At 60.7% G+C, this 22990-nt stretch carries 21 protein-coding genes, 4 tRNA genes and 1 rRNA gene; all 26 read right to left on the bottom strand.

The features are described 5' to 3' along the window. Positions 1-10: 10 nt before the first annotated feature. The gene (gene rpsC, locus F0A16_RS16135; protein WP_149436419.1) at positions 11-712 is read right to left on the bottom strand and encodes a 30S ribosomal protein S3; all 702 of its coding nucleotides are present in this window, start codon (positions 710-712) and stop codon (positions 11-13) included. Positions 713-723: 11 nt separating this feature from the next. Continuing rightward, a complete protein-coding gene (gene rplV, locus F0A16_RS16130; protein ID WP_035470378.1) occupies positions 724-1056 on the bottom strand; it encodes a 50S ribosomal protein L22 in 333 nt (110 codons plus the stop codon). Positions 1057-1073: 17 nt separating this feature from the next. Beyond that, positions 1074-1349 (bottom strand): 30S ribosomal protein S19, encoded by a 276-nt coding sequence (gene rpsS, locus F0A16_RS16125; protein ID WP_075563680.1) that lies wholly within the window; start codon positions 1347-1349, stop codon positions 1074-1076. A gap of 22 nt (positions 1350-1371) precedes the next feature. After that, the gene (gene rplB / locus F0A16_RS16120) at positions 1372-2199 is read right to left on the bottom strand and encodes a 50S ribosomal protein L2 (RefSeq protein WP_110603309.1); all 828 of its coding nucleotides are present in this window, start codon (positions 2197-2199) and stop codon (positions 1372-1374) included. Between the two features lie 16 nt (positions 2200-2215). Beyond that, a complete protein-coding gene (rplW, locus tag F0A16_RS16115; protein WP_110603307.1) occupies positions 2216-2512 on the bottom strand; it encodes a 50S ribosomal protein L23 in 297 nt (98 codons plus the stop codon). Further along, on the bottom strand, positions 2509-3114 hold the full coding sequence (gene rplD, locus F0A16_RS16110) for a 50S ribosomal protein L4 (protein ID WP_149436418.1): 606 nt from the start codon (positions 3112-3114) through the stop codon (positions 2509-2511). Before rplD ends, rplW begins: the two co-directional genes overlap by 4 nt. 14 nt (positions 3115-3128) lie before the next feature. Then, the gene (rplC, locus tag F0A16_RS16105; protein WP_149436417.1) at positions 3129-3767 is read right to left on the bottom strand and encodes a 50S ribosomal protein L3; all 639 of its coding nucleotides are present in this window, start codon (positions 3765-3767) and stop codon (positions 3129-3131) included. Positions 3768-3905: 138 nt separating this feature from the next. After that, positions 3906-4217 carry a 30S ribosomal protein S10 gene (gene rpsJ / locus F0A16_RS16100; RefSeq protein ID WP_035470365.1) on the bottom strand — a complete coding sequence of 104 codons (312 nt, stop codon included), beginning with the start codon at positions 4215-4217 and terminating at the stop codon, positions 3906-3908. A gap of 175 nt (positions 4218-4392) precedes the next feature. Continuing rightward, complete coding sequence (gene tuf, locus F0A16_RS16095) at positions 4393-5586, bottom strand: elongation factor Tu (protein ID WP_110603301.1); 1194 nt, start codon at positions 5584-5586, stop codon at positions 4393-4395. 29 nt (positions 5587-5615) lie between these two features. Then, positions 5616-7736 (bottom strand): elongation factor G, encoded by a 2121-nt coding sequence (gene fusA, locus F0A16_RS16090; protein ID WP_149436416.1) that lies wholly within the window; start codon positions 7734-7736, stop codon positions 5616-5618. Positions 7737-7754: 18 nt separating this feature from the next. Continuing rightward, entirely contained in the window at positions 7755-8225 is a 471-nt protein-coding gene (rpsG, locus tag F0A16_RS16085) for a 30S ribosomal protein S7 (RefSeq protein WP_110603297.1), read from the bottom strand. 116 nt (positions 8226-8341) lie between these two features. After that, positions 8342-8716 carry a 30S ribosomal protein S12 gene (gene rpsL / locus F0A16_RS16080; protein WP_149436415.1) on the bottom strand — a complete coding sequence of 125 codons (375 nt, stop codon included), beginning with the start codon at positions 8714-8716 and terminating at the stop codon, positions 8342-8344. A 158-nt stretch (positions 8717-8874) separates the two neighbouring features. Beyond that, positions 8875-13101: a DNA-directed RNA polymerase subunit beta' gene (gene rpoC / locus F0A16_RS16075; RefSeq protein ID WP_149436414.1), complete on the bottom strand. Its 4227-nt coding sequence runs from the start codon at positions 13099-13101 to the stop codon at positions 8875-8877. 90 nt (positions 13102-13191) lie between these two features. Further along, complete coding sequence (gene rpoB / locus F0A16_RS16070) at positions 13192-17268, bottom strand: DNA-directed RNA polymerase subunit beta (protein WP_149436413.1); 4077 nt, start codon at positions 17266-17268, stop codon at positions 13192-13194. A 269-nt stretch (positions 17269-17537) separates the two neighbouring features. After that, a complete protein-coding gene (gene rplL, locus F0A16_RS16065) occupies positions 17538-17909 on the bottom strand; it encodes a 50S ribosomal protein L7/L12 (protein ID WP_149436412.1) in 372 nt (123 codons plus the stop codon). A gap of 94 nt (positions 17910-18003) precedes the next feature. After that, positions 18004-18507, bottom strand: coding sequence for a 50S ribosomal protein L10 (gene rplJ, locus F0A16_RS16060; protein WP_110603288.1), 504 nt, complete (start codon positions 18505-18507; stop codon positions 18004-18006). A 269-nt stretch (positions 18508-18776) separates the two neighbouring features. Beyond that, the gene (gene rplA / locus F0A16_RS16055; RefSeq protein WP_110603286.1) at positions 18777-19469 is read right to left on the bottom strand and encodes a 50S ribosomal protein L1; all 693 of its coding nucleotides are present in this window, start codon (positions 19467-19469) and stop codon (positions 18777-18779) included. A 2-nt stretch (positions 19470-19471) separates the two neighbouring features. Continuing rightward, positions 19472-19903: a 50S ribosomal protein L11 gene (rplK, locus tag F0A16_RS16050; protein WP_110603284.1), complete on the bottom strand. Its 432-nt coding sequence runs from the start codon at positions 19901-19903 to the stop codon at positions 19472-19474. A 114-nt stretch (positions 19904-20017) separates the two neighbouring features. After that, a complete protein-coding gene (gene nusG / locus F0A16_RS16045) occupies positions 20018-20551 on the bottom strand; it encodes a transcription termination/antitermination protein NusG (protein WP_110603282.1) in 534 nt (177 codons plus the stop codon). 8 nt (positions 20552-20559) lie between these two features. Further along, positions 20560-20928 carry a preprotein translocase subunit SecE gene (gene secE, locus F0A16_RS16040; RefSeq protein WP_110717375.1) on the bottom strand — a complete coding sequence of 123 codons (369 nt, stop codon included), beginning with the start codon at positions 20926-20928 and terminating at the stop codon, positions 20560-20562. Between the two features lie 72 nt (positions 20929-21000). Further along, a tRNA-Trp gene (locus F0A16_RS16035) sits at positions 21001-21076 on the bottom strand. A 152-nt stretch (positions 21077-21228) separates the two neighbouring features. Next, positions 21229-21303, bottom strand: a tRNA-Thr gene (locus F0A16_RS16030). A 21-nt stretch (positions 21304-21324) separates the two neighbouring features. Continuing rightward, a tRNA-Gly gene (locus F0A16_RS16025) sits at positions 21325-21398 on the bottom strand. A 55-nt stretch (positions 21399-21453) separates the two neighbouring features. Continuing rightward, a tRNA-Tyr gene (locus F0A16_RS16020) sits at positions 21454-21537 on the bottom strand. A 219-nt stretch (positions 21538-21756) separates the two neighbouring features. Beyond that, complete coding sequence (locus F0A16_RS16015; protein WP_149436411.1) at positions 21757-22734, bottom strand: biotin--[acetyl-CoA-carboxylase] ligase; 978 nt, start codon at positions 22732-22734, stop codon at positions 21757-21759. Positions 22735-22874: 140 nt separating this feature from the next. Next, positions 22875-22989, bottom strand: a 5S ribosomal RNA gene (gene rrf, locus F0A16_RS16010). Position 22990: the final 1 nt, after the last annotated feature.

The following is a 22990-nucleotide window of genomic DNA, read 5'->3' as shown; positions in this document are numbered from 1 at the left end:
CAGTCTCCCCTTACCTGGAACCTTTCTTCTTCGATGCGGGCGCCTGAGCTTGCTGCTTCTGCTTGGCACGCACCTCTTCGATGCCCCCGAGGATTTCGCCCTTGAAGACCCAGACCTTGACGCCGATGACGCCGTAGGTGGTGTGGGCTTCATAGGTGGCGTAATCGATATCGGCTCGCAGCGTATGAAGCGGCACACGGCCTTCGCGATACCACTCGGTACGTGCGATTTCGGCACCACCAAGACGACCGGAGAGCTGTACCTTGATACCGCCGGCACCCAGACGCATGGCGTTCTGGACGGCACGCTTCATGGCGCGGCGGAACATTACGCGACGCTCGAGCTGACCGGCGATATTCTGCGCGACCAGGGCGGCATCGAGTTCCGGCTTGCGGACTTCTTCGATATTGACGTGCACAGGCACACCCATCATGCGGGTGACATCCTGGCGCAGACGATCGACGTCCTCGCCCTTCTTGCCAATCACGATACCCGGACGGGCAGTATGAATGGTGATCCGGGCGTTGTTGGCCGGACGTTCGATGGTAATGCGGCTCACGGAAGCGTTCTTGAGACGCTCCTCGAGATAGCGACGCACTTCCAGATCGTTGTTCAGCTTGTCGGCATAGGCACCGCGCTCGGCATACCAGACCGAGGTGTGATCCTTGACGATGCCCAGTCGGATACCGACTGGATTGACTTTCTGACCCATCTGGTCGACTCCTACTTCTCGGCTACCTTGACGGTGATGTGGCAGGTGCGCTTCAGAATGCGATCCGCACGGCCTTTGGCGCGCGGTTGAATGCGCTTGAGCGTCATGCCCTCATCGACACAGATGGTCGAGACACGCAGCTCGTCGATGTCCATGCCGTTGTTTTCTTCCGCATTGGCAATCGCGGACTGCAGCACCTTCTTGACCAACTTCGCGGCTTTCTTCGGCGAGAAGGTCAGCACGTCGAGCGCTTCGGCGACCGGCTTACCGCGCACCTGGTCAGCCACCAAACGGGCCTTCTGGGCGGATAAGCTCGCGCCACGCAACTTAGCAGCGACTTCCATCTCTTAATCCTCTTGGCTTACCGTTTGGCTTTCTTGTCCGCTGCATGACCGCGATAGGTGCGGGTAGCGGCGAACTCGCCCAACTTGTGGCCGACCATCTCCTCGGAAACATGCACCGGGACATGCTGGCGACCGTTATGTACCGCAATGGTGAGCCCGACCATATTGGGCAGGATCATCGAACGACGCGACCAGGTCTTGATCGGTTTGCGATCGTTCTTTTCCGTTGCGACGTCGACCTTCTTCAACAGATGAAGGTCGATAAAAGGACCTTTCTTCAGTGAACGTGGCACAGCCGTTACCTCTTAATGTCTGTTACTTGGACTTGCGGCGACGAACGATGAGCTTGTCGGTACGCTTGTTCTTGCGGGTCTTGTGGCCCTTGGTGGGAATCCCCCACGGGCTGACCGGATGACGGCCGCCACTGGTACGGCCTTCACCGCCACCATGCGGGTGGTCCACCGGGTTCATTGCGACACCGCGAACGGTCGGGCGCACCCCTCTCCAACGTTTCGCACCAGCCTTGCCCAATTGACGCAGGCTGTGCTCCGAGTTACCGACTTCACCCAATGTAGCGCGGCACTCCGACAGCACGCGACGCATCTCGCCGGAGCGAAGACGCAGGGTCGCGTAGTTGCCTTCACGAGCCACCAGCTGGGCGCTGGCACCGGCACTACGCGCGATCTGCGCACCCTTGCCCGGCTTCAATTCGATGCAGTGCACCGTGGAGCCGACCGGGATGTTGCGCAGCGGCAGCGCGTTGCCACGCTTGATGGCGGCGTTGACACCGGACTCCACCACGTCGCCGGCCTTGAGGGCCTTGGGCGCGATGATGTAGCGGCGCTCGCCGTCCATGTACTTCAGCAGCGCGATGTTGGCGCTACGGTTCGGATCGTATTCGATACGCTCGACGGCGGCCTTGATGCCATCCTTCGTGCGCTTGAAATCGATCAAACGATAGTGCTGACGATGACCACCGCCCACGTGACGCGTGGTGATGCGGCCATTGTTGTTACGACCACCCGACTTCGACTGCTTCTCGACAAGCGCACCGTAGGCGCGACCCTTGTAGAGCTCATCGTTGACGACCTTGACGACGTGACGACGACCGGCGGAAGTGGGTTTTGTCTTGACTACTGCCATGATCCGTACTCCTGCCTTACTCGGCGCCAGAGAAGTCTTCGAGCGTCTCGCCCGCAGCCAGGGTCACGTACGCCTTGCGGTAACCCTTGCGCAGACCAGTGCCGAAGCGAGTGCGTTTGGTCTTGCCCTTGACGTTGAGCACGGAAACACCGGCGACTTTCTTGCCGAACAGCGCTTCGACGGCTTTCTTGATCTCGGGCTTGGTCGCGTCCTGGGCCACTTTGAACACGTACTGGTTGTTCTCAGCGGCGAGCGCGGCCTTCTCGGTCATGTGAGGTCCGAGCAGAACCTTGTATACGCGTTCCTGGTTCATCCCAGCTTCTCCTCGAATTTACGCAGAGCGGAGACGGTCATCAGCACCTTGTCGAAGGCGATCAGGCTGACCGGGTCGGCGGCCGCAGCATCGACGACATCGACGTTGGGGATGTTACGTGCGGCCAGGTAGAGCTTCTCGTCGATCTCTTCGGTAACGATCAGCACTTTCTCGAGTTCCAGCTCCTTGAGCTTGCCGACCAATTCCTTGGTACGGGGCGCTTCAACGGCGAACTCTTCGACCAGCACCAGACGCTCCTGACGGACCAGTTCGGACAGGATCGAACGCATCGCCGCACGGTACATCTTGCGGTTGACCTTCTGCGTGTAATCCTGCGGACGAGCGGCGAAGGTGACACCACCACTGCGCCACAGCGGCGAGCGGATGGTGCCGGCGCGCGCACGGCCGGTGCCTTTCTGGCGCCACGGCTTCTTGCCACCACCACGGACGTCGGAACGGTTTTTCTGGGCACGGGTACCCTGACGGCCTGCCGCCAGGTAGGCGGTAACGACCTGGTGCACCAACGCTTCGTTGAAGTCTTTGCCAAAGGTCTCTTCGGACACTTCGACGGTGCCTGCGGCACCTACGAGATTCAGATTCATCGGTCTCAGTCCCCTCAGCGAGCTTTCACGGCACTGCGCACGACGACATCACTGCCGGGTGCACCGGGCACGGCGCCCTTGATCAACAGAAGATTACGCTCGGTATCGATACGCACCACTTCCAGGGTCTGGACGGTGACGCGCTCGTTGCCCAGCTGACCAGCCATCTTCTTGCCTTTGAAAACACGGCCTGGGGTCTGGCACTGACCGATGGAACCCGGCGCACGGTGGGACAGCGAGTTACCGTGGGTGTTGTCCTGGGTACGGAAGTTCCAGCGCTTGACGGCGCCCTGGAAGCCCTTGCCCTTGGACGTACCGGTCACATCGACTTTCTGACCAGCTTCGAAGAGGGATACGGTGAAGGAACCGCCCAGCTCAGGAGTCTCATCGTCTTCGGAGAGACGGAACTCCATCAGGGAGCGGCCTGCCTCGACACCTGCCTTGGCGTATTGACCGGCAATCGCCTTGGAGAGGTGCTTGGCTTTGCGGGAGCCAGTTGTAACCTGCACCGCACGGTAGCCGTCAGACTCGATGGTCTTGACGCTCGTGATGCGGTTGGGCTCAACCTCGATAACGGTTACGGGCACGGATGCGCCATCTTCGGTGAAGACACGGGTCATGCCCGCCTTCTTACCGACCAAACCGATAGTCATGTTCAGTCTCCTTTAGTGTACGGGGCTATCACCCGCTATGGCTGCCCTTTCCAGAGCATTCCACTAGCACATTGTGTGGCGTCTCACGACGCGGCGGATGCTGTCGAACTCAGCGCCCGCTAGTGTCTAGTGTTGGTTTCAGTCGAGTTTAATCTGCACGTCCACGCCAGCGGCGAGATCGAGCTTCATCAACGCGTCGACGGTCTTTTCCGTCGGCTCGACGATGTCGAGAACGCGCTTGTGCGTGCGAATCTCATACTGATCGCGCGCGTCCTTGTTGACGTGCGGAGAGATCAGGATGGTGTAACGCTCGCGATTCGTCGGCAGCGGGATCGGGCCACGTACTTGAGCGCCAGTGCGCTTGGCCGTATCCACGATTTCCTGAGCCGACTGATCGATCAGCCGATGGTCAAACGCTTTCAGCCGAATGCGAATCTTCTGGTTCTGCATTTACCTTATGCTCCACTGGATGCTGACGGCGCGAGCCGTCGACCCACGCGTTCAAAGGACGCGCATTATAGGAGAGCCCCAATCGAGAGTCAAACAGAGTCTCGATCGAAGACCGTCGAATCCATACAGAAAAAGGGGCGCGTCAGCGCCCCTTCTTTAACCATCATCGAGAGGATTACTCGATGATCTTGGCGACCACGCCGGCGCCGACGGTACGACCGCCTTCGCGGATGGCGAAGCGCAGGCCGTCTTCCATGGCGATCGGCGCGATCAGGGTCACGACCATCTGGACGTTGTCGCCCGGCATGACCATCTCGACGCCTTCCGGCAGTTCGCAGGTTCCGGTCACGTCAGTGGTCCGGAAGTAGAACTGCGGACGATAGCCCTTGAAGAACGGGGTGTGACGACCACCTTCTTCCTTGGACAGCACGTAGACTTCGGCTTCGAACTTGGTGTGCGGGGTGATGGTGCCCGGCTTGGCCAGGACCTGACCACGCTCGACGTCGTCACGCTTGGTACCACGCAGCAGCGCACCGACGTTCTCGCCAGCACGACCTTCGTCGAGCAGCTTACGGAACATCTCGACGCCGGTAACGGTCGTCTTGGTGGTGTCGTGGATACCGACGATTTCGACTTCGTCGCCAGTCTTGACGATACCGCGCTCGACACGACCGGTAACGACCGTACCGCGACCGGAGATGGAGAACACGTCTTCGATCGGCATCAGGAACGGCTGATCGATGGCACGTTCCGGCTCCGGAATGTACTCGTCCAGCGACTTGATCAGGTTGGCAACGGCGGTGGTACCCATGCCGTTGTCATCCTTGCCTTCCAGCGCCATCAGCGCGGAGCCGATGATGATCGGCGTGTCGTCGCCCGGGAAGTCGTACTCGTTCAGGAGTTCGCGAACTTCCATCTCGACCAGCTCGAGCAGCTCTTCGTCATCGACCATGTCGGCCTTGTTCAGGAACACGACGATGTACGGAACGCCAACCTGACGGGACAGCAGGATGTGCTCGCGGGTCTGCGGCATCGGGCCGTCAGCGGCGGAACAGACCAGGATGGCGCCATCCATCTGCGCAGCACCGGTGATCATGTTCTTGACGTAGTCGGCGTGCCCCGGGCAGTCGACGTGCGCGTAGTGGCGAACTTCGGACTGATACTCGACGTGAGCGGTCGCGATGGTGATACCGCGCTCGCGCTCTTCCGGAGCGTTGTCGATTGAGTCGAACTGACGCCATTCGCCACCGAAGACTTCGGCGGAAACACGGGTCAGAGCTGCCGTCAGAGTCGTCTTACCGTGGTCGACGTGACCGATGGTGCCGACGTTGACGTGCGGTTTGGAGCGTTCAAATTTTGCCTTAGCCACTGCTATAACCTCTTTACGTTAGCTAACGGTTAACCGTTCTGATTGATGACGGCATCAACGACGCTGGAGGGCGCCTCTTCGTAATTCGCAAACTCCATGGTGTAGCTTGCGCGTCCCTGGGTCTGAGAACGCAGATCGGTTGCATAACCGAACATCTCAGCCAACGGAACCGTGGCGCGAATGACCTTGCCAGAAGAGGAGTCATCCATGCCCTGCACAAGGCCACGTCGGCGGTTGAGGTCGCCCATGACATCACCCATGAAATCCTCGGGAGTCACGACTTCGACCTTCATTACCGGCTCGAGCAACACGGCCTTAGCCTTACGAGCACCTTCCTTGATCGCCATGGACGAGGCGACCTTGAACGCAGTCTCGTTGGAGTCCACGTCATGGTAGGAGCCATCGAACAGCGTCACCTTGACGTCGATCATCGGGTAACCCGCGATAACGCCGTTCTTGAGCTGTTCGTAAGCCCCTTTCTCGACGGCCGGCACGTACTCTTTGGGTACGACACCACCGACGATCTCGGACGCGAACTTGAAGGACATCTCCTCGTCCTCGCCCTTGTCTTCGGCCGTCAGCGGCTCGATGCGCAACCAGACGTGACCGTACTGGCCGCGACCACCTGACTGACGAACGAACTTGCCTTCCTGCTCCACCGACTGGCGGATGGTTTCACGATAGGCAACCTGCGGCTTGCCGATGTTGGCCTCGACCTTGAACTCGCGACGCATGCGGTCGACGATGATATCGAGGTGCAACTCGCCCATGCCGGAAATGATGGTCTGACCCGTCTCCTCGTCGGTCTGGACACGGAAGGACGGATCCTCCTGCGCCAGCTTGCCGAGGGCGACCCCCATCTTCTCCTGGTCGGGCTTGGACTTCGGCTCGACGGCGACGGAGATGACCGGCTCCGGGAACTCCATCCGCTCGAGAACGATCTTGTCGTTCAGGTCACACAGCGTGTCGCCGGTCGTGACGTCCTTGAGGCCGATACAGGCGGCGATGTCGCCGGCATAGACCTCTTTGATCTCTTCGCGCGAGTTGGCGTGCATCTGCACGATACGGCCGACACGCTCTTTCTTCGACTTCACGGAGTTGAAGATGCTGTCGCCGGACTTCAGCACGCCGGAGTAGACGCGCATGAAGGTCAGGGTCCCGACGAAGGGATCGGTGGCGATCTTGAACGCCAGCGCCGCGAAAGGCGCGCTATCGTCCGCTTCGCGCGTCGCGATGGTGCCATCCTTGTCATCGAGCTCACCTTCGATCGCCTTGACTTCGGTCGGCGACGGCAGGTATTCGATGACACAGTCCAGAACGGCCTGGACGCCCTTGTTCTTGAACGCGGAGCCGCAGGTCACGAGCACGATCTCGTTGGCCAGGGTACGCGCGCGCAGGCCTGCCTTGATGTCCTCGATCGACAGGTCACCCTCTTCGAGGTACTTGTCCATCAGCTCTTCGTTGGCTTCGGCCGCGGCTTCGACCATCTGCTCGCGATACTTCTCGGCGGTTTCCTGCAGGTCGGCCGGGATATCGACCAACTCGTAGTTCATGCCGAAGTTTTCCTCGTCCCAGAGAATCGCCTTCATCTGGATGAGGTCGACCACGCCCTTGAACTCGTCTTCCGCGCCCCAGTTGATCTGGATCGGGACGACGTTGGCGCCCAGACGGTCCTTCAGCTGATCCAGCACCATGTAGTAGTCGGCGCCGGCACGGTCCATCTTGTTGACGAACACCATGCGCGGAACTTCGTACTTGTTGGCCTGGCGCCAAACGGTCTCGGTCTGCGGCTGCACGCCGGAAGAGCCGCACAGCACGACGACCGCACCATCCAGCACGCGCAGAGAACGCTCGACTTCGATCGTGAAGTCGACGTGCCCCGGCGTATCGATGATATTGATACGGTGCTCGTCGAACTGCTTGCTCATGCCCTGCCAGAAACAGGTGGTCGCAGCGGAGGTGATCGTGATGCCACGCTCCTGCTCCTGCTCCATCCAGTCCATGACGGCAGCGCCTTCATGGACCTCGCCCACCTTGTGGGACAGGCCGGTATAGAACAGGACACGCTCGGTAGTCGTCGTCTTGCCAGCGTCGACGTGGGCAACGATACCGATGTTGCGATAACGCTTGAGTGGTGTCTTGCGTGCCACGATGGAAGTCCCCGTTGATTAGAAGCGGTAGTGAGAGAAGGCCTTGTTGGCATCTGCCATGCGGTGCACGTCTTCACGCTTCTTCACAGCAGCGCCTTTACCTTCGGCGGCGTCCAGCATTTCGCCAGCAAGACGTTGCACCATGGTCTTTTCACCACGGCTGCGGGCGGCGTCGACCAGCCAGCGCATGGCCAGCGCCTGGCGGCGTGACGGACGAACCTCGACCGGCACCTGGTAAGTCGCGCCGCCGACACGGCGAGACTTGACCTCGACCATCGGCTGAATGGCTTCCAGCGACTTGTCGAAAATGTCCAGCGGCGCTTCGTTACTGCGCTCGGCAACCCGGTCCAACGCGCCGTAAACGATACGTTCAGCCACGGACTTCTTGCCGCTGATCATCAGGTGGTTCATGAACTTGGCCAGGCGCTCACTTCCGAACTTGGGATCGGGAAGGATCTCGCGCTTAGCGGCAACTCTTCTTCTTGGCATGATAAGCCCTCTAGTTAAGGGTCGTTCAGGTAAACCCGGCACGACTCATCGCTGATTAGCGGTAGCGGCCGACCTTACTCTTATCTGACCGATAATGATTGGTGACGGCGTCCGGATCAGGACTTGGGACGCTTGGTACCGTACTTGGAACGGCCCTGCTTACGGTTCTGGACACCGGAGGTGTCAAGAGCGCCGCGCACGGTGTGATAGCGCACACCCGGCAAATCCTTGACGCGACCGCCACGGATCAGGACCACGGAGTGCTCCTGCAGGTTGTGGCCTTCGCCGCCGATGTAAGAGCTGACTTCGTAGCCGTTGGTGAGACGCACGCGACACACCTTACGCAGCGCCGAGTTCGGCTTCTTTGGCGTAGTGGTGTAGACGCGGGTGCAGACCCCACGACGTTGCGGGCAAGCCTGCAGCGCCGGCACGTCGCTTGTCACGACCGGGCGCTTGCGCGGCTTGCGCACGAGCTGGTTAATCGTTGCCATAATGTTTAGCTGACTCCAATGGGTTGCCTTGCCTCATGCCGGGGTCTTCGTGCATGAATCGGTTGCACTACCCCTACATAAAGGCTGCGCATTCTAATCAGTTGTCATGAGACCCGTCAAGGCCACCCACCCGAGGGCAGGCGGCCCGGAATCACGACCTAGAGATCGTCGTCATCGGCATCGAGCGCGGTGAGCTGGGCGCCCAGCTCCTGCTCGACGTCGAACGCCGACGGCTGCAGCGTGCGCTCGGACTCCTCGCGCTTGCGACGCCGCTCGTCGTGGTGGGCCAGCCCGGTTCCTGCCGGAATCAGACGGCCGACCACCACGTTTTCCTTCAGACCGCGCAGGTAGTCGCGCTTGCCGGTCACCGCGGCTTCGGTCAGCACGCGAGTCGTCTCCTGGAACGATGCCGCGGAGATGAACGACTCGGTGGCCAACGAAGCCTTGGTGATACCCAGCAGCAGTCGCTCGTACTTGGCCGGGAACTTCTCTTCCTGCTCGAGACGGGCATTCTCCTCGAGCACCCGAACCAGCTCGACCTGATCGCCCGGGATGAACGTCGAGTCGCCGGAATCGGTGATCTCGACCTTGCGCAGCATCTGACGCACGATGACTTCGATGTGCTTGTCGTTGATGCTCACGCCCTGCAGGCGATAGACGTCCTGGATCTCGACGGTGATGTACTTGGCCAGTTCCGCCACGCCCAGTAGCCGAAGAATGTCGTGCGGGTTACTCGGGCCGTCGGAGATGACTTCGCCCTTCTCGACCGTCTCGCCCTCGAACACCCCGATCTGACGCCACTTCGGGATCAGCATCTCCAGCGGATCGCCCTCTTCCGGCGTGATCGTCAGACGACGCTTGCCCTTGGTCTCCTTGCCAAAGCTGATCGTGCCACTGATCTCGGCGAGGATGGACGGCTCCTTCGGCTTGCGCGCCTCGAACAGGTCAGCAACGCGTGGCAAACCACCGGTGATGTCCTTGTTGCCGGACGCCTCCAGCGGGATACGCGCGATGACTTCACCCACGCCGATCTCGGTGCCGTTCTCCACCGCGACGATGGCACGGCCCGGCATCAGGTACTGCACCGGCGTGTTGGAGCCCGGCAGCGTGACATGCTGACCGTCCTCGCCCACCAGCATGATCATCGGACGCTTATCGCGGCCGGATGCCGGACGCGCTGCCGACTCGATCACCTCGATGTTGGACAGGCCGGTCATTTCGTCGACCGTGCGGGTCATGGTCAGACCTTCGGTCATGTCCGTGAACTGCGCCTTGCCCTGCACCTCGGCAACGACCGGGTGGGTGTGCGGATCCCACTTGGCGACGACCTGACCGCCTTCGACGTGATCGCCATCCTTGACCGACAGCTCGGCGCCGTAGGGCAGCTTGTAGTACTCGCGCTCACGACCATGGTCGTCGGCGACGGCCAGGGCACTGGAGCGGGAAACCACGATCAGCTTGCCATCGGCACGTTCGACCGACTTGATGTTGTGCAGGCGCACACTGCCGCCGTGCTTGACCTGGACGCTGTCCACGGCGGAGGCACGCGATGCCGCGCCCCCGATGTGGAACGTACGCATGGTCAGCTGGGTACCCGGCTCGCCGATGGATTGGGCGGCGATGACACCGACGGCTTCGCCGATGTTGGCCTGATGGCCACGGGCCAGGTCGCGACCGTAACAGGCCGAGCAGACGCCATGAGACGTCTCGCAGCTGATTGGGCTGCGCACGATGATCTCGTCGACGCCCATGGTGTCGAGACGCTCGCACCAGGCTTCGTCGAGCAGCGTGCCGCGGGCGATCAGGACGTCCTCGGTCTGCGGATCGATGACGTCCTGCGCCACGACGCGACCCAGCACACGCTGCGCCAGCGAGACGATGACGTCGCCGCCCTCGATCACCGGATGCAGAGTGAGGCCCTCTTCGGTGCCGCAGTCCTCTTCGGTGATGACCAAGTCCTGCGCCACGTCGACCAGACGCCGGGTCAGGTAACCGGAGTTGGCGGTCTTGAGTGCCGTGTCCGCCAGGCCCTTACGCGCGCCGTGGGTCGAGATGAAGTACTGGAGTACGTTCAACCCCTCACGGAAGTTGGCGGTGATCGGCGTTTCGATGATCGAGCCGTCCGGCTTGGCCATCAGGCCACGCATGCCCGCCAGCTGGCGGATCTGGGCCGCGCTACCACGGGCACCGGAGTCGGCCATGATGAACACGCTGTTGAACGAGTCCTGCTCAACCTGGTTGCCGTCGCGATCGGTGACGGTCTCTTTCGAGATACCGGCCATCATCGCCTTGGCCACCTTGTCGTTGGCCTTGGACCAGATGTCGATGACCTTGTTGTACTTCTCGCCCGCGGTCACCAGACCGGAGGAGAACTGGTCCTCGATCTCCTTGACCTCATCCTCGGCCGCGTCGACGATCTCGGCCTTGGCATCCGGAATGACGAAGTCGTTGACGCCGATGGAGGCGCCTGACCAAGTCGCCAGACGGAAGCCGGTGTACATCAGTTGGTCGGCGAAGATGACCGCATCCTTGAGACCGGTGCGGCGGTAGACCTCGTTGATCAGGCCGGAGATCGCCTTCTTCTTCATCGGACGGTCGACCAGCTCGAACGGCATTCCCTTCGGCAGGATGCGGAACAGCAGCGCCCGGCCGACGGTGGTGTCCTTGATCGAGACGGTCTCGGTCAGTTCGGTGATCTCACCATCCTTCTCGTCGGAGAGCCACTCGGTCAGGCGTACCTTGACCCGGGCGTGCAGCGACACGTTCTGGGTCGCGAAGGCGCGATCCAGTTCGTTGAGGTTGGAGAAGGCCTTGCCTTCACCCTTGGCGCCGATCCGCTCGCGGGTCATGTAGTAGAGGCCGAGCACGACGTCCTGTGACGGCACGATGATCGGCTCGCCGTTGGCCGGCGACAGCACGTTGTTGGTGGACATCATCAACGCGCGCGCCTCGAGTTGAGACTCCAGCGTCAGCGGCACGTGGACGGCCATCTGGTCACCGTCGAAGTCGGCGTTGTAGGCGGCACAGACCAGCGGGTGTAGCTGGATCGCCTTGCCTTCGATGAGCAGCGGCTCGAACGCCTGGATGCCGAGACGGTGCAGGGTCGGTGCACGGTTGAGCAGGACCGGATGCTCTCGGATGACGTCGGCGAGGATGTCCCACACTTCCGGCAGCTCGCGCTCGACCATCTTCTTGGCGGCCTTGATCGTGGACGCCTGCCCGCTGCCCTGCAGCTTGGAGTAGATGAACGGCTTGAACAGCTCCAACGCCATCTTCTTGGGCAGACCGCACTGATGCAGGCGCAGCGTCGGGCCGACGGTGATGACCGAACGACCGGAGTAGTCGACGCGCTTGCCCAGCAGGTTCTGGCGGAAACGTCCCTGCTTGCCCTTGATCATGTCGGCCAGCGACTTCAGCGGGCGCTTGTTGGAACCGGTGATGGCGCGGCCGCGACGACCGTTGTCGAGCAGTGCGTCCACCGACTCCTGCAGCATGCGCTTCTCGTTGCGCACGATGATATCCGGCGCATTGAGGTCGAGCAGGCGCTTCAGGCGGTTGTTGCGGTTGATCACCCGGCGGTACAGATCGTTGAGATCCGAGGTCGCGAAACGACCGCCGTCCAGCGGCACCAGCGGGCGCAGATCCGGCGGCAGCACCGGCAGCACTTCCATGACCATCCACGCCGGCGCATTGCCGGACTTGTAGAAGGCTTCCAGCAGCTTGAGGCGCTTGGAGAGCTTCTTGATCTTGGTCTCGGAGTTGGTCTGCGGAATCTCCTCGCGCAGCCGATCGATCTCTTCTTCCAGATCGATATCCTTGAGCAGGGCCTGCACGGCTTCGGCGCCCATGCGCGCATCGAAGTCGTCGCCGAACTCTTCCAGCGCCTCGAAGTACTGCTCGTCATTGAGCAACTGGCCGCGCTCGAGCGTGGTCATGCCCGGATCGATCACGACGAACGATTCAAAATAGAGCACGCGCTCGATGTCGCGCAGGGTCATGTCCAGGAACATACCGATGCGTGACGGCAGCGACTTCAGAAACCAGATGTGCGCCACCGGAGAGGCCAGCTCGATGTGGCCCATGCGCTCGCGGCGAACCGCGGCCTTGGTCACTTCGACCCCACACTTCTCGCAGATGATGCCGCGATGCTTCATGCGCTTGTACTTGCCGCACAGGCACTCGTAATCCTTGACCGGCCCGAAGATCTTGGCGCAGAACAGCCCGTCACGCTCAGGCTTGAACGTACGGTAGTTGATGGTCTCCGGCTTCTTGACTTCGCCGTATGACCAGGAGCGAATCATTTCCGGCGACGCGAGCGTGATCTTGATCGCGTCGAACTCGTCAGATTGCGCCTGTGACTTGAGGACTTTCACCAAATCTTTCATGGGATCGCTCCGTTGCGGAGTTGTCATGAGCGGGGCCGCGAATCACTCGCTCGCCCCGCAAACCGTCGCTATCGATCGACTGTGCCGGTCTTAGCTTTCCAATTCGATGTCGATACCCAGCGAGCGGATTTCCTTCACCAGCACATTGAAGGATTCCGGCATACCGGCCTGCATGGTGTGGTCGCCATCCACGATGCTCTTGTACATCTTGGTTCGACCCTCGACGTCATCCGACTTGACGGTGAGCATCTCCTGCAGGGTGTAGGCGGCGCCGTACGCCTCGAGTGCCCACACTTCCATCTCACCGAAACGCTGCCCGCCGAACTGCGCCTTGCCGCCCAGCGGCTGCTGGGTCACCAGCGAGTATGAGCCGGTGGAACGCGCGTGCATCTTGTCGTCGACCAGGTGGTTGAGCTTGAGCATGTACATGTAGCCCACGGTCACCGGACGATCGAACGACTCGCCGGTACGGCCGTCGTAGAGCGTCATCTGACCGGAATCCGGCAGATCGGCGAGCTTCAGCAGATGCTTGATCTCGTGCTCCTTGGCACCGTCGAACACCGGCGTCGCGATCGGCACGCCGCCGCGCAGGTTCTTGGCCAGGGTGATGATCTCGTCATCGGTCAGGGAGTCGATGTCCTCCTGACGCGTCTCCTGGGTGTTGTAGACCTGCTTGAGGAAGCCGCGAATCTCGCTGACCTGCTGTTCACGGGCGTCGCGCAGCATCCGGTCGATCTTGACGCCAAGGCCGTGGGCCGCCATGCCCAGGTGGGTCTCGAGGATCTGACCGACGTTCATGCGTGACGGTACGCCCAGCGGGTTGAGCACCACGTCGACCGGCTGACCGTTGTCGTCGAACGGCATGTCCTCGATCGGCATGATCGCGGAGATGACACCCTTGTTACCGTGGCGACCGGCCATCTTGTCGCCCGGCTGGATGCGACGCTTCACCGCCAGGTAGACCTTGACGATCTTGAGCACGCCCGGCGCGAGGTCGTCGCCCTGGGTGAGCTTGCGCTTCTTGTCCTCGAAACGCTCGTCCATCTCCTTGCGGCGATTTTCCAGCTGCTCATCGGCCTGGGCCAGCAGCTCGTTGAGCGTCTCGTCCTGCATCCGCAGCTTGAACCACTGCTGACGCGGCAGCTCGTCGAGATAGTCTTCGCTCAGGACGTCGCCCTTCTTGAGTTTCGGACCGCCATTGACCGGCTGCCCGTCCAGCGTGCGCTGGAGACGCTCGAAAGTCGCTTCCTCGGCGATGCGATAGGTCTCCTGCAGGTCACGACGCACCTCGTCGAGCTGCTGCTGCTCGATGGAGAGCGCGCGGGAGTCCTTCTCGACGCCATCGCGGGTGAACACCTGCACGTCGATGACGGTACCGCGCATGCCGGTGGGCGCGCGCAGCGAGGTGTCCTTCACGTCGGACGCCTTCTCGCCGAAGATCGCCCGCAGAAGCTTCTCTTCCGGCGTCAGCTGGGTCTCGCCCTTGGGCGTGACCTTGCCGACCAGGATGTCGCCCGCGCCGACTTCGGCGCCAATGTAGACCACGCCAGCTTCGTCCAGCTTGCCCAGCGCCGACTCGCCCACGTTGGGGATATCCGACGTGATCTCTTCCGCACCCAGCTTGGTGTCGCGGGAGACGCAGGTCAGCTCCTGGATATGGATCGTGGTGAAACGATCGTCCTCGACCACGCGCTCGGAGACGAGGATGGAGTCCTCGAAGTTGTAGCCGTTCCAGGGCATGAACGCGAGACGCATGTTCTGACCCAGCGCCAGGTCACCCATGTCGACGGACGGGCCGTCGGCGAGGATATCGCCCCGCGCCACCTTGTCGCCCGGGCGCACGATGGGACGCTGGTTCTGACAGGTGTTCTGGTTGGAACGCACGTACTTGGTCAGGTTGTAGATGTCGACACCGGCTTCGCCACCGATGATCTCGTCTTCGTTGATCCGGACCACGACGCGCTTGGCATCGACGGAGTCGATCACGCCGCCACGACGCGCCACGGCGCAGACGCCGGAGTCGCGGGCGACGAAGCGCTCCATCCCGGTACCCACCAGCGGCTTGTCGGCGCGCAGGGTCGGCACCGCCTGACGCTGCATGTTCGAGCCCATCAGGGCGCGGTTGGCGTCATCATGCTCGAGGAACGGAATCAGCGCGGCGGCGACCGAAACCACCTGGCGCGGCGACACGTCCATCAGTGTGACCTTGTCCGGTGCCATGAAGGTGGTCTCACCCTTGTGGCGAACCTGGACCAGGTCGTCGATCAGCTTGTTGCTCTCGTCGACCGTCGCCGAAGCCTGGGCGATGATGTAGTCGCCCTCCTCGATCGCGGAGAGGTGCACGATCTCGTCGGTCAACTGACGGTCCACGACCTTGCGGTACGGCGTTTCGAGGAAACCGTAGCTGTTGGTCTTGGAGTAGGTCGCCAGCGAGTTGATCAGGCCGATGTTGGGACCTTCCGGCGTCTCGATCGGGCACAGCCGGCCGTAGTGCGTGGCGTGAACGTCGCGCACTTCGAAACCGGCCCGCTCGCGGGTCAGACCACCCGGCCCAAGCGCGGAGACACGACGCTTGTGCGTCACCTCGGAGAGCGGGTTGTTCTGGTCCATGAACTGGGACAGCTGCGAGGAGCCGAAGAACTCCTTCACCGCCGCCGCCACCGGCTTGGCATTGATCAGGTCCTGCGGCATCAGGCCTTCACTCTCCGCCATGGAGAGACGCTCCTTGACCGCGCGCTCGACACGCACCAGGCCGACGCGGAACTGGTTCTCCGCCATCTCGCCGACACAGCGGATACGACGGTTGCCCAGGTGATCGATATCATCGACTTCGCCGAAGCCGTTACGGATATTGATCAGCTCTTTGAGGACATCGAGGATGTCCTGATTGTCGAGCACGCCGGAACCGGTATCGGAATCACGGCGCAGGCGACGGTTGAACTTCATCCGCCCCACGCCGGAAAGGTCGTAGCGGTCTTCGGTGAAGAACAGGTTGTGGAACAGCGTCTCGGCCGCTTCCTTGGTCGGCGGCTCACCGGGACGCATCATGCGGTAGATCTCGACCAGCGCTTCCAGTGCGGAGCGCGTGGTGTCTACCTTCAGCGTATCGGAGATGAACGAGCCCGCGTCGAGATCGTTGGTGTAGAGCGTCTCCAGCTTGGTGACACCGCCCTGCCCCAGCTTCTCGACCAGCTCCGGCGTCAGCTCGGTATTGCACTCGCAGATCAGCTCGCCGGTATTGGCGTCGACCTGATCCTTGGCCAGCGTCTTGCCGAACAGGTAGTCCATCGGCACCTGCAGCCGCTCGATCCCGGCACTCTCCAACTGGCGGATGTGCTTCTGGGTGATACGGCGTCCTTCTTCGACGATGACGTTGCCGTCGGTGTCCTTGATGTCGAAGGTCGCGGTTTCACCACGCAACCGGGACGGCACCAGCTCGACGAAAATGCCGTCGCTTTCGATATGGAAAGTGCTGGTATCGAAAAAGGTATCGAGGATCTCCTCGGCGCTCATGCCGAGCGCGCGCATCAGCACGGTCGCCGGCAGCTTGCGGCGACGGTCGATACGCACGAAGACGTTGTCTTTCGGATCGAACTCGAAATCCAGCCAGGAGCCGCGATAGGGGATGATACGCGCGGAGTAGAGCAGCTTCCCGGAGGAGTGGCTCTTACCCTTGTCGTGGTCGAAGAACACGCCCGGCGAGCGGTGGAGCTGGGAAACGATGACACGCTCGGTACCGTTGACGACGAAGGTCCCGTTCTCGGTCATCAGGGGGATTTCCCCCATGTAGACTTCCTGCTCCTTGATGTCCTTGATGGCCTTGTTCGAAGACTCTTTGTCGTAGATGATCAGGCGAACCTTGACACGCAGCGGTGCCGAATAGGTCACGCCACGCAACTGGCACTCCTTGACATCGAAAGCCGGGGTGCCGAAGCGGTAACTGACATACTCGAGCGCCGCATTGCCTGAAAAGCTCTCGATCGGAAATACGGACTTGAAAGCCGCATGGAGACCGGTCTCGAGACGCTCTTCCGGCGCCCGGTCCTGCTGGAGAAAGTCGTAATAGGAATCAAGCTGGATGGCCAGCAGGTAGGGCACATCCATTACTTGAGGCAGTTTGCCGAAATCCTTGCGGATGCGTTTTTTCTCAGTGTATGAGTAAGCCATCTGTATTCCCCAGCTTGTTCACCATGGGTGACCGGTGCGTGGTCGGCGCTCCCTAACGCGGGCTACCCCCGTTAGGCGCTGACGGCAAGCCTCCCAAAAGAGGGAGCTCGCCGTCGGAATTCGTCTAGTGGCTACAATCCTGAACCAGGAGGTCGACCCCGGATCAGGCGTACTAACGCCAGGCTAGCAAAAACAGAAAAAGGCCGGCAGCGGGTAGGCCCGCCACCAGCCGTGGCGCTTACACAGCGCGTGAAGCCGTGAGCACAGAGTTACTTGAGCTCCACAGAAGCGCCAGCTTCTTCCAGCTTCTTCTTGGCTTCTTCAGCATCGTCCTTGGACAGACCTTCTTTCAATGTCGCCGGAGCGCCGTCGACAGCGCCCTTGGCTTCTTTCAGGCCAAGACCGGTGATTTCGCGGACGACCTTGATGACGTTGACTTTCTTGTCACCGGCAGCGGTCAGAACGACGGAGAATTCGGTCTGCTCTTCGGCAACAGCTTCACCGCCGCCGCCAGGACCGGCGACGACAGCAGCCGCTGCAGAAACGCCGAACTTCTCTTCCATTGCAGAAACCAGTTCCGCAACTTCCATCACGGACATTTCGGCAACGGCGTTGATGATGTCTTCTTGAGAAAGTGCCATTTTCAGATTCCTAAACTTTGCGGAGCCCCGACCGATATCGGCCAAGCGCTCGTTGATTCAATAGTCGACCCAGTCTGCGCGAACAGGCTACCAATCAGGCAGCTTCTTCCTGCTTCTGGTCGCGAAGTGCTGCAAGCGTACGAACCAGCTTGCCGGCAGAAGCTTCCTTCATGACGGACATCAGCTTGGCGATCGCTTCATCGTATGTCGGCAGCGTTGCCAGACGGTCGATATCGGCAGCCGGGATCATCTCCCCTTCGTAAGCCAGCGCCTTGACTTCGAATTCCTTCTGCGTCTTGCCAAACTCCTTGAACAGCCGCGCGGCAGCGCCGGGGTGCTCGTAGGAGAAGGCCAACAGCGTCGGGCCTGCGAAAGTCTCGTTCAGGCACTCCCATGAAGTCCCTGACAGCGCACGGCGTGCCAGCGTGTTGCGGACAACACGAATCTGGACGCCATTCTCGCGTGCCTGTTTGCGCAGATCGGTCATTGCGCCAACGGTCACACCGCGAGAATCGGCAACTACGACGGAAAGAGCGTCCTTAGCGGCTTCACTGACCTCGGCAACAATCGCTTTTTTGCCTTCGAGTGCTAGTGGCACAGTGGTTACTCCTTCGTGCCGGGGCGACGATGTCGCAACCCGGTGGTTACCATCTCTTTCACCTGACTGCAGTGAAAGTCTTGGATGATGGCTGCACACCTGACTCGGCGAGCAACACCATCTGCGCAGGCCCCCTTTTGAGGCATTAAGTCAGCGGCCAGCGCTGTCACCTGCGGTCTTTGACGGTGCCCCGCCCCACTCTGCCAGGACGACGTGATTCGCCGAGACAGTGCACGGGGACCGCAAAGTTATTGCCTGGTTGTCGCCGGTCACGCGTAAGCGCTGTGATCGACGGTCAGACCCGGGCCCATGGTGCTGGACAGGGTCAATTTCTTGAGATAAATACCCTTTGACGTGCTCGGCTTGAGACGCTTGAGGTCGTTGACCAGCGCTTCGAGGTTGCCCTTGAGCGCGTCAGCGGGAAAGTCCACCTTACCGATGGAGGCATGGATGATGCCGTTCTTGTCGGTACGGAAACGGACCTGACCCGCCTTGGCGTTCTTGACCGCGGTTGCCACATCAGGCGTCACGGTACCGACCTTCGGGTTCGGCATCAGTCCACGCGGGCCCAGGATCTGACCCAACTGGCCGACGACGCGCATGGCGTCCGGCGCGGCGACGACGACGTCGAAGTTCATGTTGCCTTTCTTGACGTCTTCGGCCAGATCTTCCATGCCAACGATGTCGGCACCGGCTTCCTTGGCGGCGTCAGCGGCGGCGCCTTGCGCGAACACAGCAACACGGACGTCACGTCCGGTTCCGTTCGGCAGCACGGTGGCGCCACGCACGACCTGGTCGGATTTACGTGGATCGACACCCAGGTTGATGGAAACCTCGACGGCTTCCTTGAACTTGACCGTGGACACTTCGGAGAGCAACGCGACGGCTTCTTCGAGAGTGTAAACCTTACCCGGCTCGACCTTCTCGCGAATCATCTGAGCGCGTTTTGTCAGCTTTGCCATGATCAGAGGCCCTCCACGTTGAGGCCCATGCTGCGGGCACTACCAGCGATGGTACGAACAGCAGCGTCAAGACTGGCGGCCGTCAGGTCCGGCTCCTTGGTCTTGGCGATTTCTTCGAGCTGCTCACGCGTCACGGTACCGACCTTGGTCTTGTTCGGCACACCGGAGCCGGACTTGATGCCCGCAGCCTTCTTCAACAGCACGGCTGCCGGCGGCGTCTTGGTGACGAAGGTGAAGCTGCGATCGCTGTATACAGTGATCACGACCGGCGTCGGCAGGCCCGGCTCAATTTCTTGAGTCGCGGCGTTGAACGCCTTGCAGAATTCCATGATGTTGACGCCATGCTGACCCAGCGCAGGGCCCACGGGCGGACTCGGATTGGCCTTGCCAGCTGCAACCTGCAGCTTGATGTAGGCCTGAACTTTCTTAGCCATTTTAAACTCCAGTCGGGTACGGACGCCTTGCGGCTCCCCAATTCAGCCGGCATAACGACCGGCAACGATAACGCAGCACCAGCTGACGCTGCGATGAACTCACTGCGACGCCGATCAGTCCTTGACCACCTGGACGAATTCCAGCTCCACCGGCGTCGAACGCCCGAAGATCAGCACGCTGACCTGCAGGCGACTCTTTTCGTAATTGACCTCTTCCACAACACCGTTGAAATCGGCGAAGGGGCCATCGACGACACGGACAGTCTCGCCTGGCTCGAAGAGTGTCTTGGGGCGTGGCTTGTCGGTGCCATCCTGGACACGGCGCAGAATCGCATCCGCTTCTTTCTGAGTGATCGCGGCAGGCTTCTCCGGCGTGCCACCGATGAACCCCATTACGCGCGGCGTCTCGTTGACCAGATGCCAAGTCTGTTCGTTCATCTCCATTTCGACCAGCACATAGCCGGGATAGAACTTACGCTCGCTCTTGCGGCGCTTGCCGTCTCGCATTTCGACGACTTCTTCAGTAGGCACCAGAATGTCACCGAACTGGTCTTCGACCTCGTAGAGTTTTACCCGTTCGATCAGCGAACGCATCACCTGTTTCTCGAAACCGGAATAGGCGTGAACGACGTACCAACGCTTGGACATGAAAACTCCTAGCCAATGATTCCGGACATCGCCCAACCCAGGACGGTATCGATAAGCCACAGCAGCAGCCCCACGACAAGAACAGCCGCCAGTACGATCAACGTCGTCTGAATGGTCTCTTGTCGGGTCGGCCAGACCACCCGCTGAATCTCACGCTTGGAACCGCGCGCCAGATCCATCAAGGCCTGCCCCTTTGCCGTGGTCAACGCAATCGCGGCGGCAACACCACAGATAACAACGACGCCCAGCACGCGGTACAGCAACGCCTGATCCGCGAACCACGCGTTGCCGCCAACCGCGACTGCCAGCAGCAACACGACGACGACCCACTTGGGAGTGTCGAAGCGTGACTCCTGCACCTCGGCGTTGTGCTTCATGAAAACTCCTCAACTCAAGGCGCGATAACCGAACAAGACAAGATATCAAATACAAGCCAGCCTGGGGAAGACTGGCAGGCCAGGAGGGAATCGAACCCCCAACCTGCGGTTTTGGAGACCGCTGCTCTGCCAATTGAGCTACTGGCCTGCAACTACACTCCCGAGAATCACCCGGAAATTAGGAGGGCGCTATGATAGCGAAGAAATGCCAGAAAATACAACCCATCCGGCATTTTTCTTTCTCATCAAAAAAGCGAGCTCCTGGCTCGCTTTTCGCACATCAAAAGCCGATGATCGAAATGGAGCTCATGGACGGAATTGAACCGTCGACCTCACCCTTACCAAGGGTGTGCTCTACCCCTGAGCTACATGAGCCTGAATCACCTCAACATCAAATGGAGCGGGTAGTGGGAATCGAACCCACACCATCAGCTTGGAAGGCTGAGGTTCTACCATTGAACTATACCCGCCTACCCGCTCTGACTCTGGCTTGCCGAGACAGACCGGCAAAACTTTACAGAATAATGGTGGAGAGGGAAGGATTCGAACCTTCGAAGCTTTCGCGGCAGATTTACAGTCTGCTCCCTTTGGCCACTCGGGAACCTCTCCATGCCGGCGACAGATTCTACACTGCCGCTCATTGATGTCAAGCACCTGTTTTTACTGCATTAACAGTGCCTATCATCGATGGCCTTGCATCCAAAGCGGGGCGCATTGTGTCAAAGCAGGGCATCGAATGCAAGCTCGAACACCATCTTTTCGACCTTGCCCTGCCCACGCCACGTGCCGTCGATTTCCCCACACGCTCGTTGCCGACCGAGAGACGGGTCACTCTGGCCGGATACTTATCTCTCCTCCCGTGAGCGCTCGCTCGCCGGCATCGGTTTTCACGATCAGGTTGCCGCTCAGATCTACTTCGACCGCCTCCGCAGCAAAGGAGGTGGAGCCCTGATGAACACGAATTGTCTTGCCGGCATAGGCATGCCGGCTGTTCCATTCCTCCCGCCAGGCACCGAAACCCTGGCGCTCGAACTCGGGCAACATCATCAGCAGCGACTCGATCAAAGCCGCCGCGACATGGTTGCGCGAGGGGGCGTCAACCACATCGGCGAGCGCGCCTACAGGCTGCCCCGCAGCTTCTCGAACAGCATCGCTCGCAGAGACGTTGAGGCCGATTCCAATGACCACTTCGCAAGGCCCTTCCACGTCTCCGGTGACCTCGAGCAGGATACCGGCAAGTTTTCGCCATTCACCACCGACGGCAAGCAGAACGTCGTTGGGCCATTTCAGGGCGACCTCAACACCCAAGGCATCGACGACATTGGCCAGGATCACCCCGACGGCCAGGCTCAGCCCTTCGAGCGTCGCCACGCCGGACTCGAACCGCCAACCCAGCGAGAGAATCAGGCTAGCCCCCCAACTGGTACTCCAGGCCTTCCCTCGGCGCCCCCTGCCCGCTGTCTGGCTCTCCGCAAGACACACCTCACCATGTCCCGCGCCATGCCGGAAACGGTCGCGCAAAAACGTGTTGGTGGAGTCGAGAACGTCCTCGACGAAGAGCCGTTTGAGATAATGCCGGGTTTCGGCCGACAGCCGAGAAACGATGCAGGCGCCGTCGAGCGAATCCAGCGGATTGACCAGCCGATAGCCCCGCCCCTTGACCGCCTCTAGAGGCAGATTCATGGCCTCCAGCTTCTTGAGCTGTTTCCAGACTGCGGTGCGCGACACGCCAAGACGTTCACCCAATTGCTGACCGGAGTGGTAGCTGCCATCACTGAGCAAACGAATCAGGTCACCGATACTCATCAGGGTACGCCTAGCGACAAAAACCAATATTCTAGCGGACTTCGCGGCTTATCGATAATGTGGCCCATGGCCTGCCGTGATTTTCTTCGCGGCAAAGAAAAACCCCCAGCTTCTCGCGAAGCTGGGGGTTTGGGATAGAAGCCTGACGATGACCTACTCTCACATGGGGAGACCCCACACTACCATCGGCGCTAAGCGGTTTCACTGCTGAGTTCGGCATGGATCAGGTGGTTCCCACTCGCTATGGTCGTCAGGC

Source organism: Salinicola corii (genome assembly GCF_008298015.1).
GTDB classification, from domain to species: Bacteria; Pseudomonadota; Gammaproteobacteria; order Pseudomonadales; family Halomonadaceae; genus Salinicola; species Salinicola corii.
This window is presented reverse-complemented; position numbering and strand designations above follow the sequence as displayed.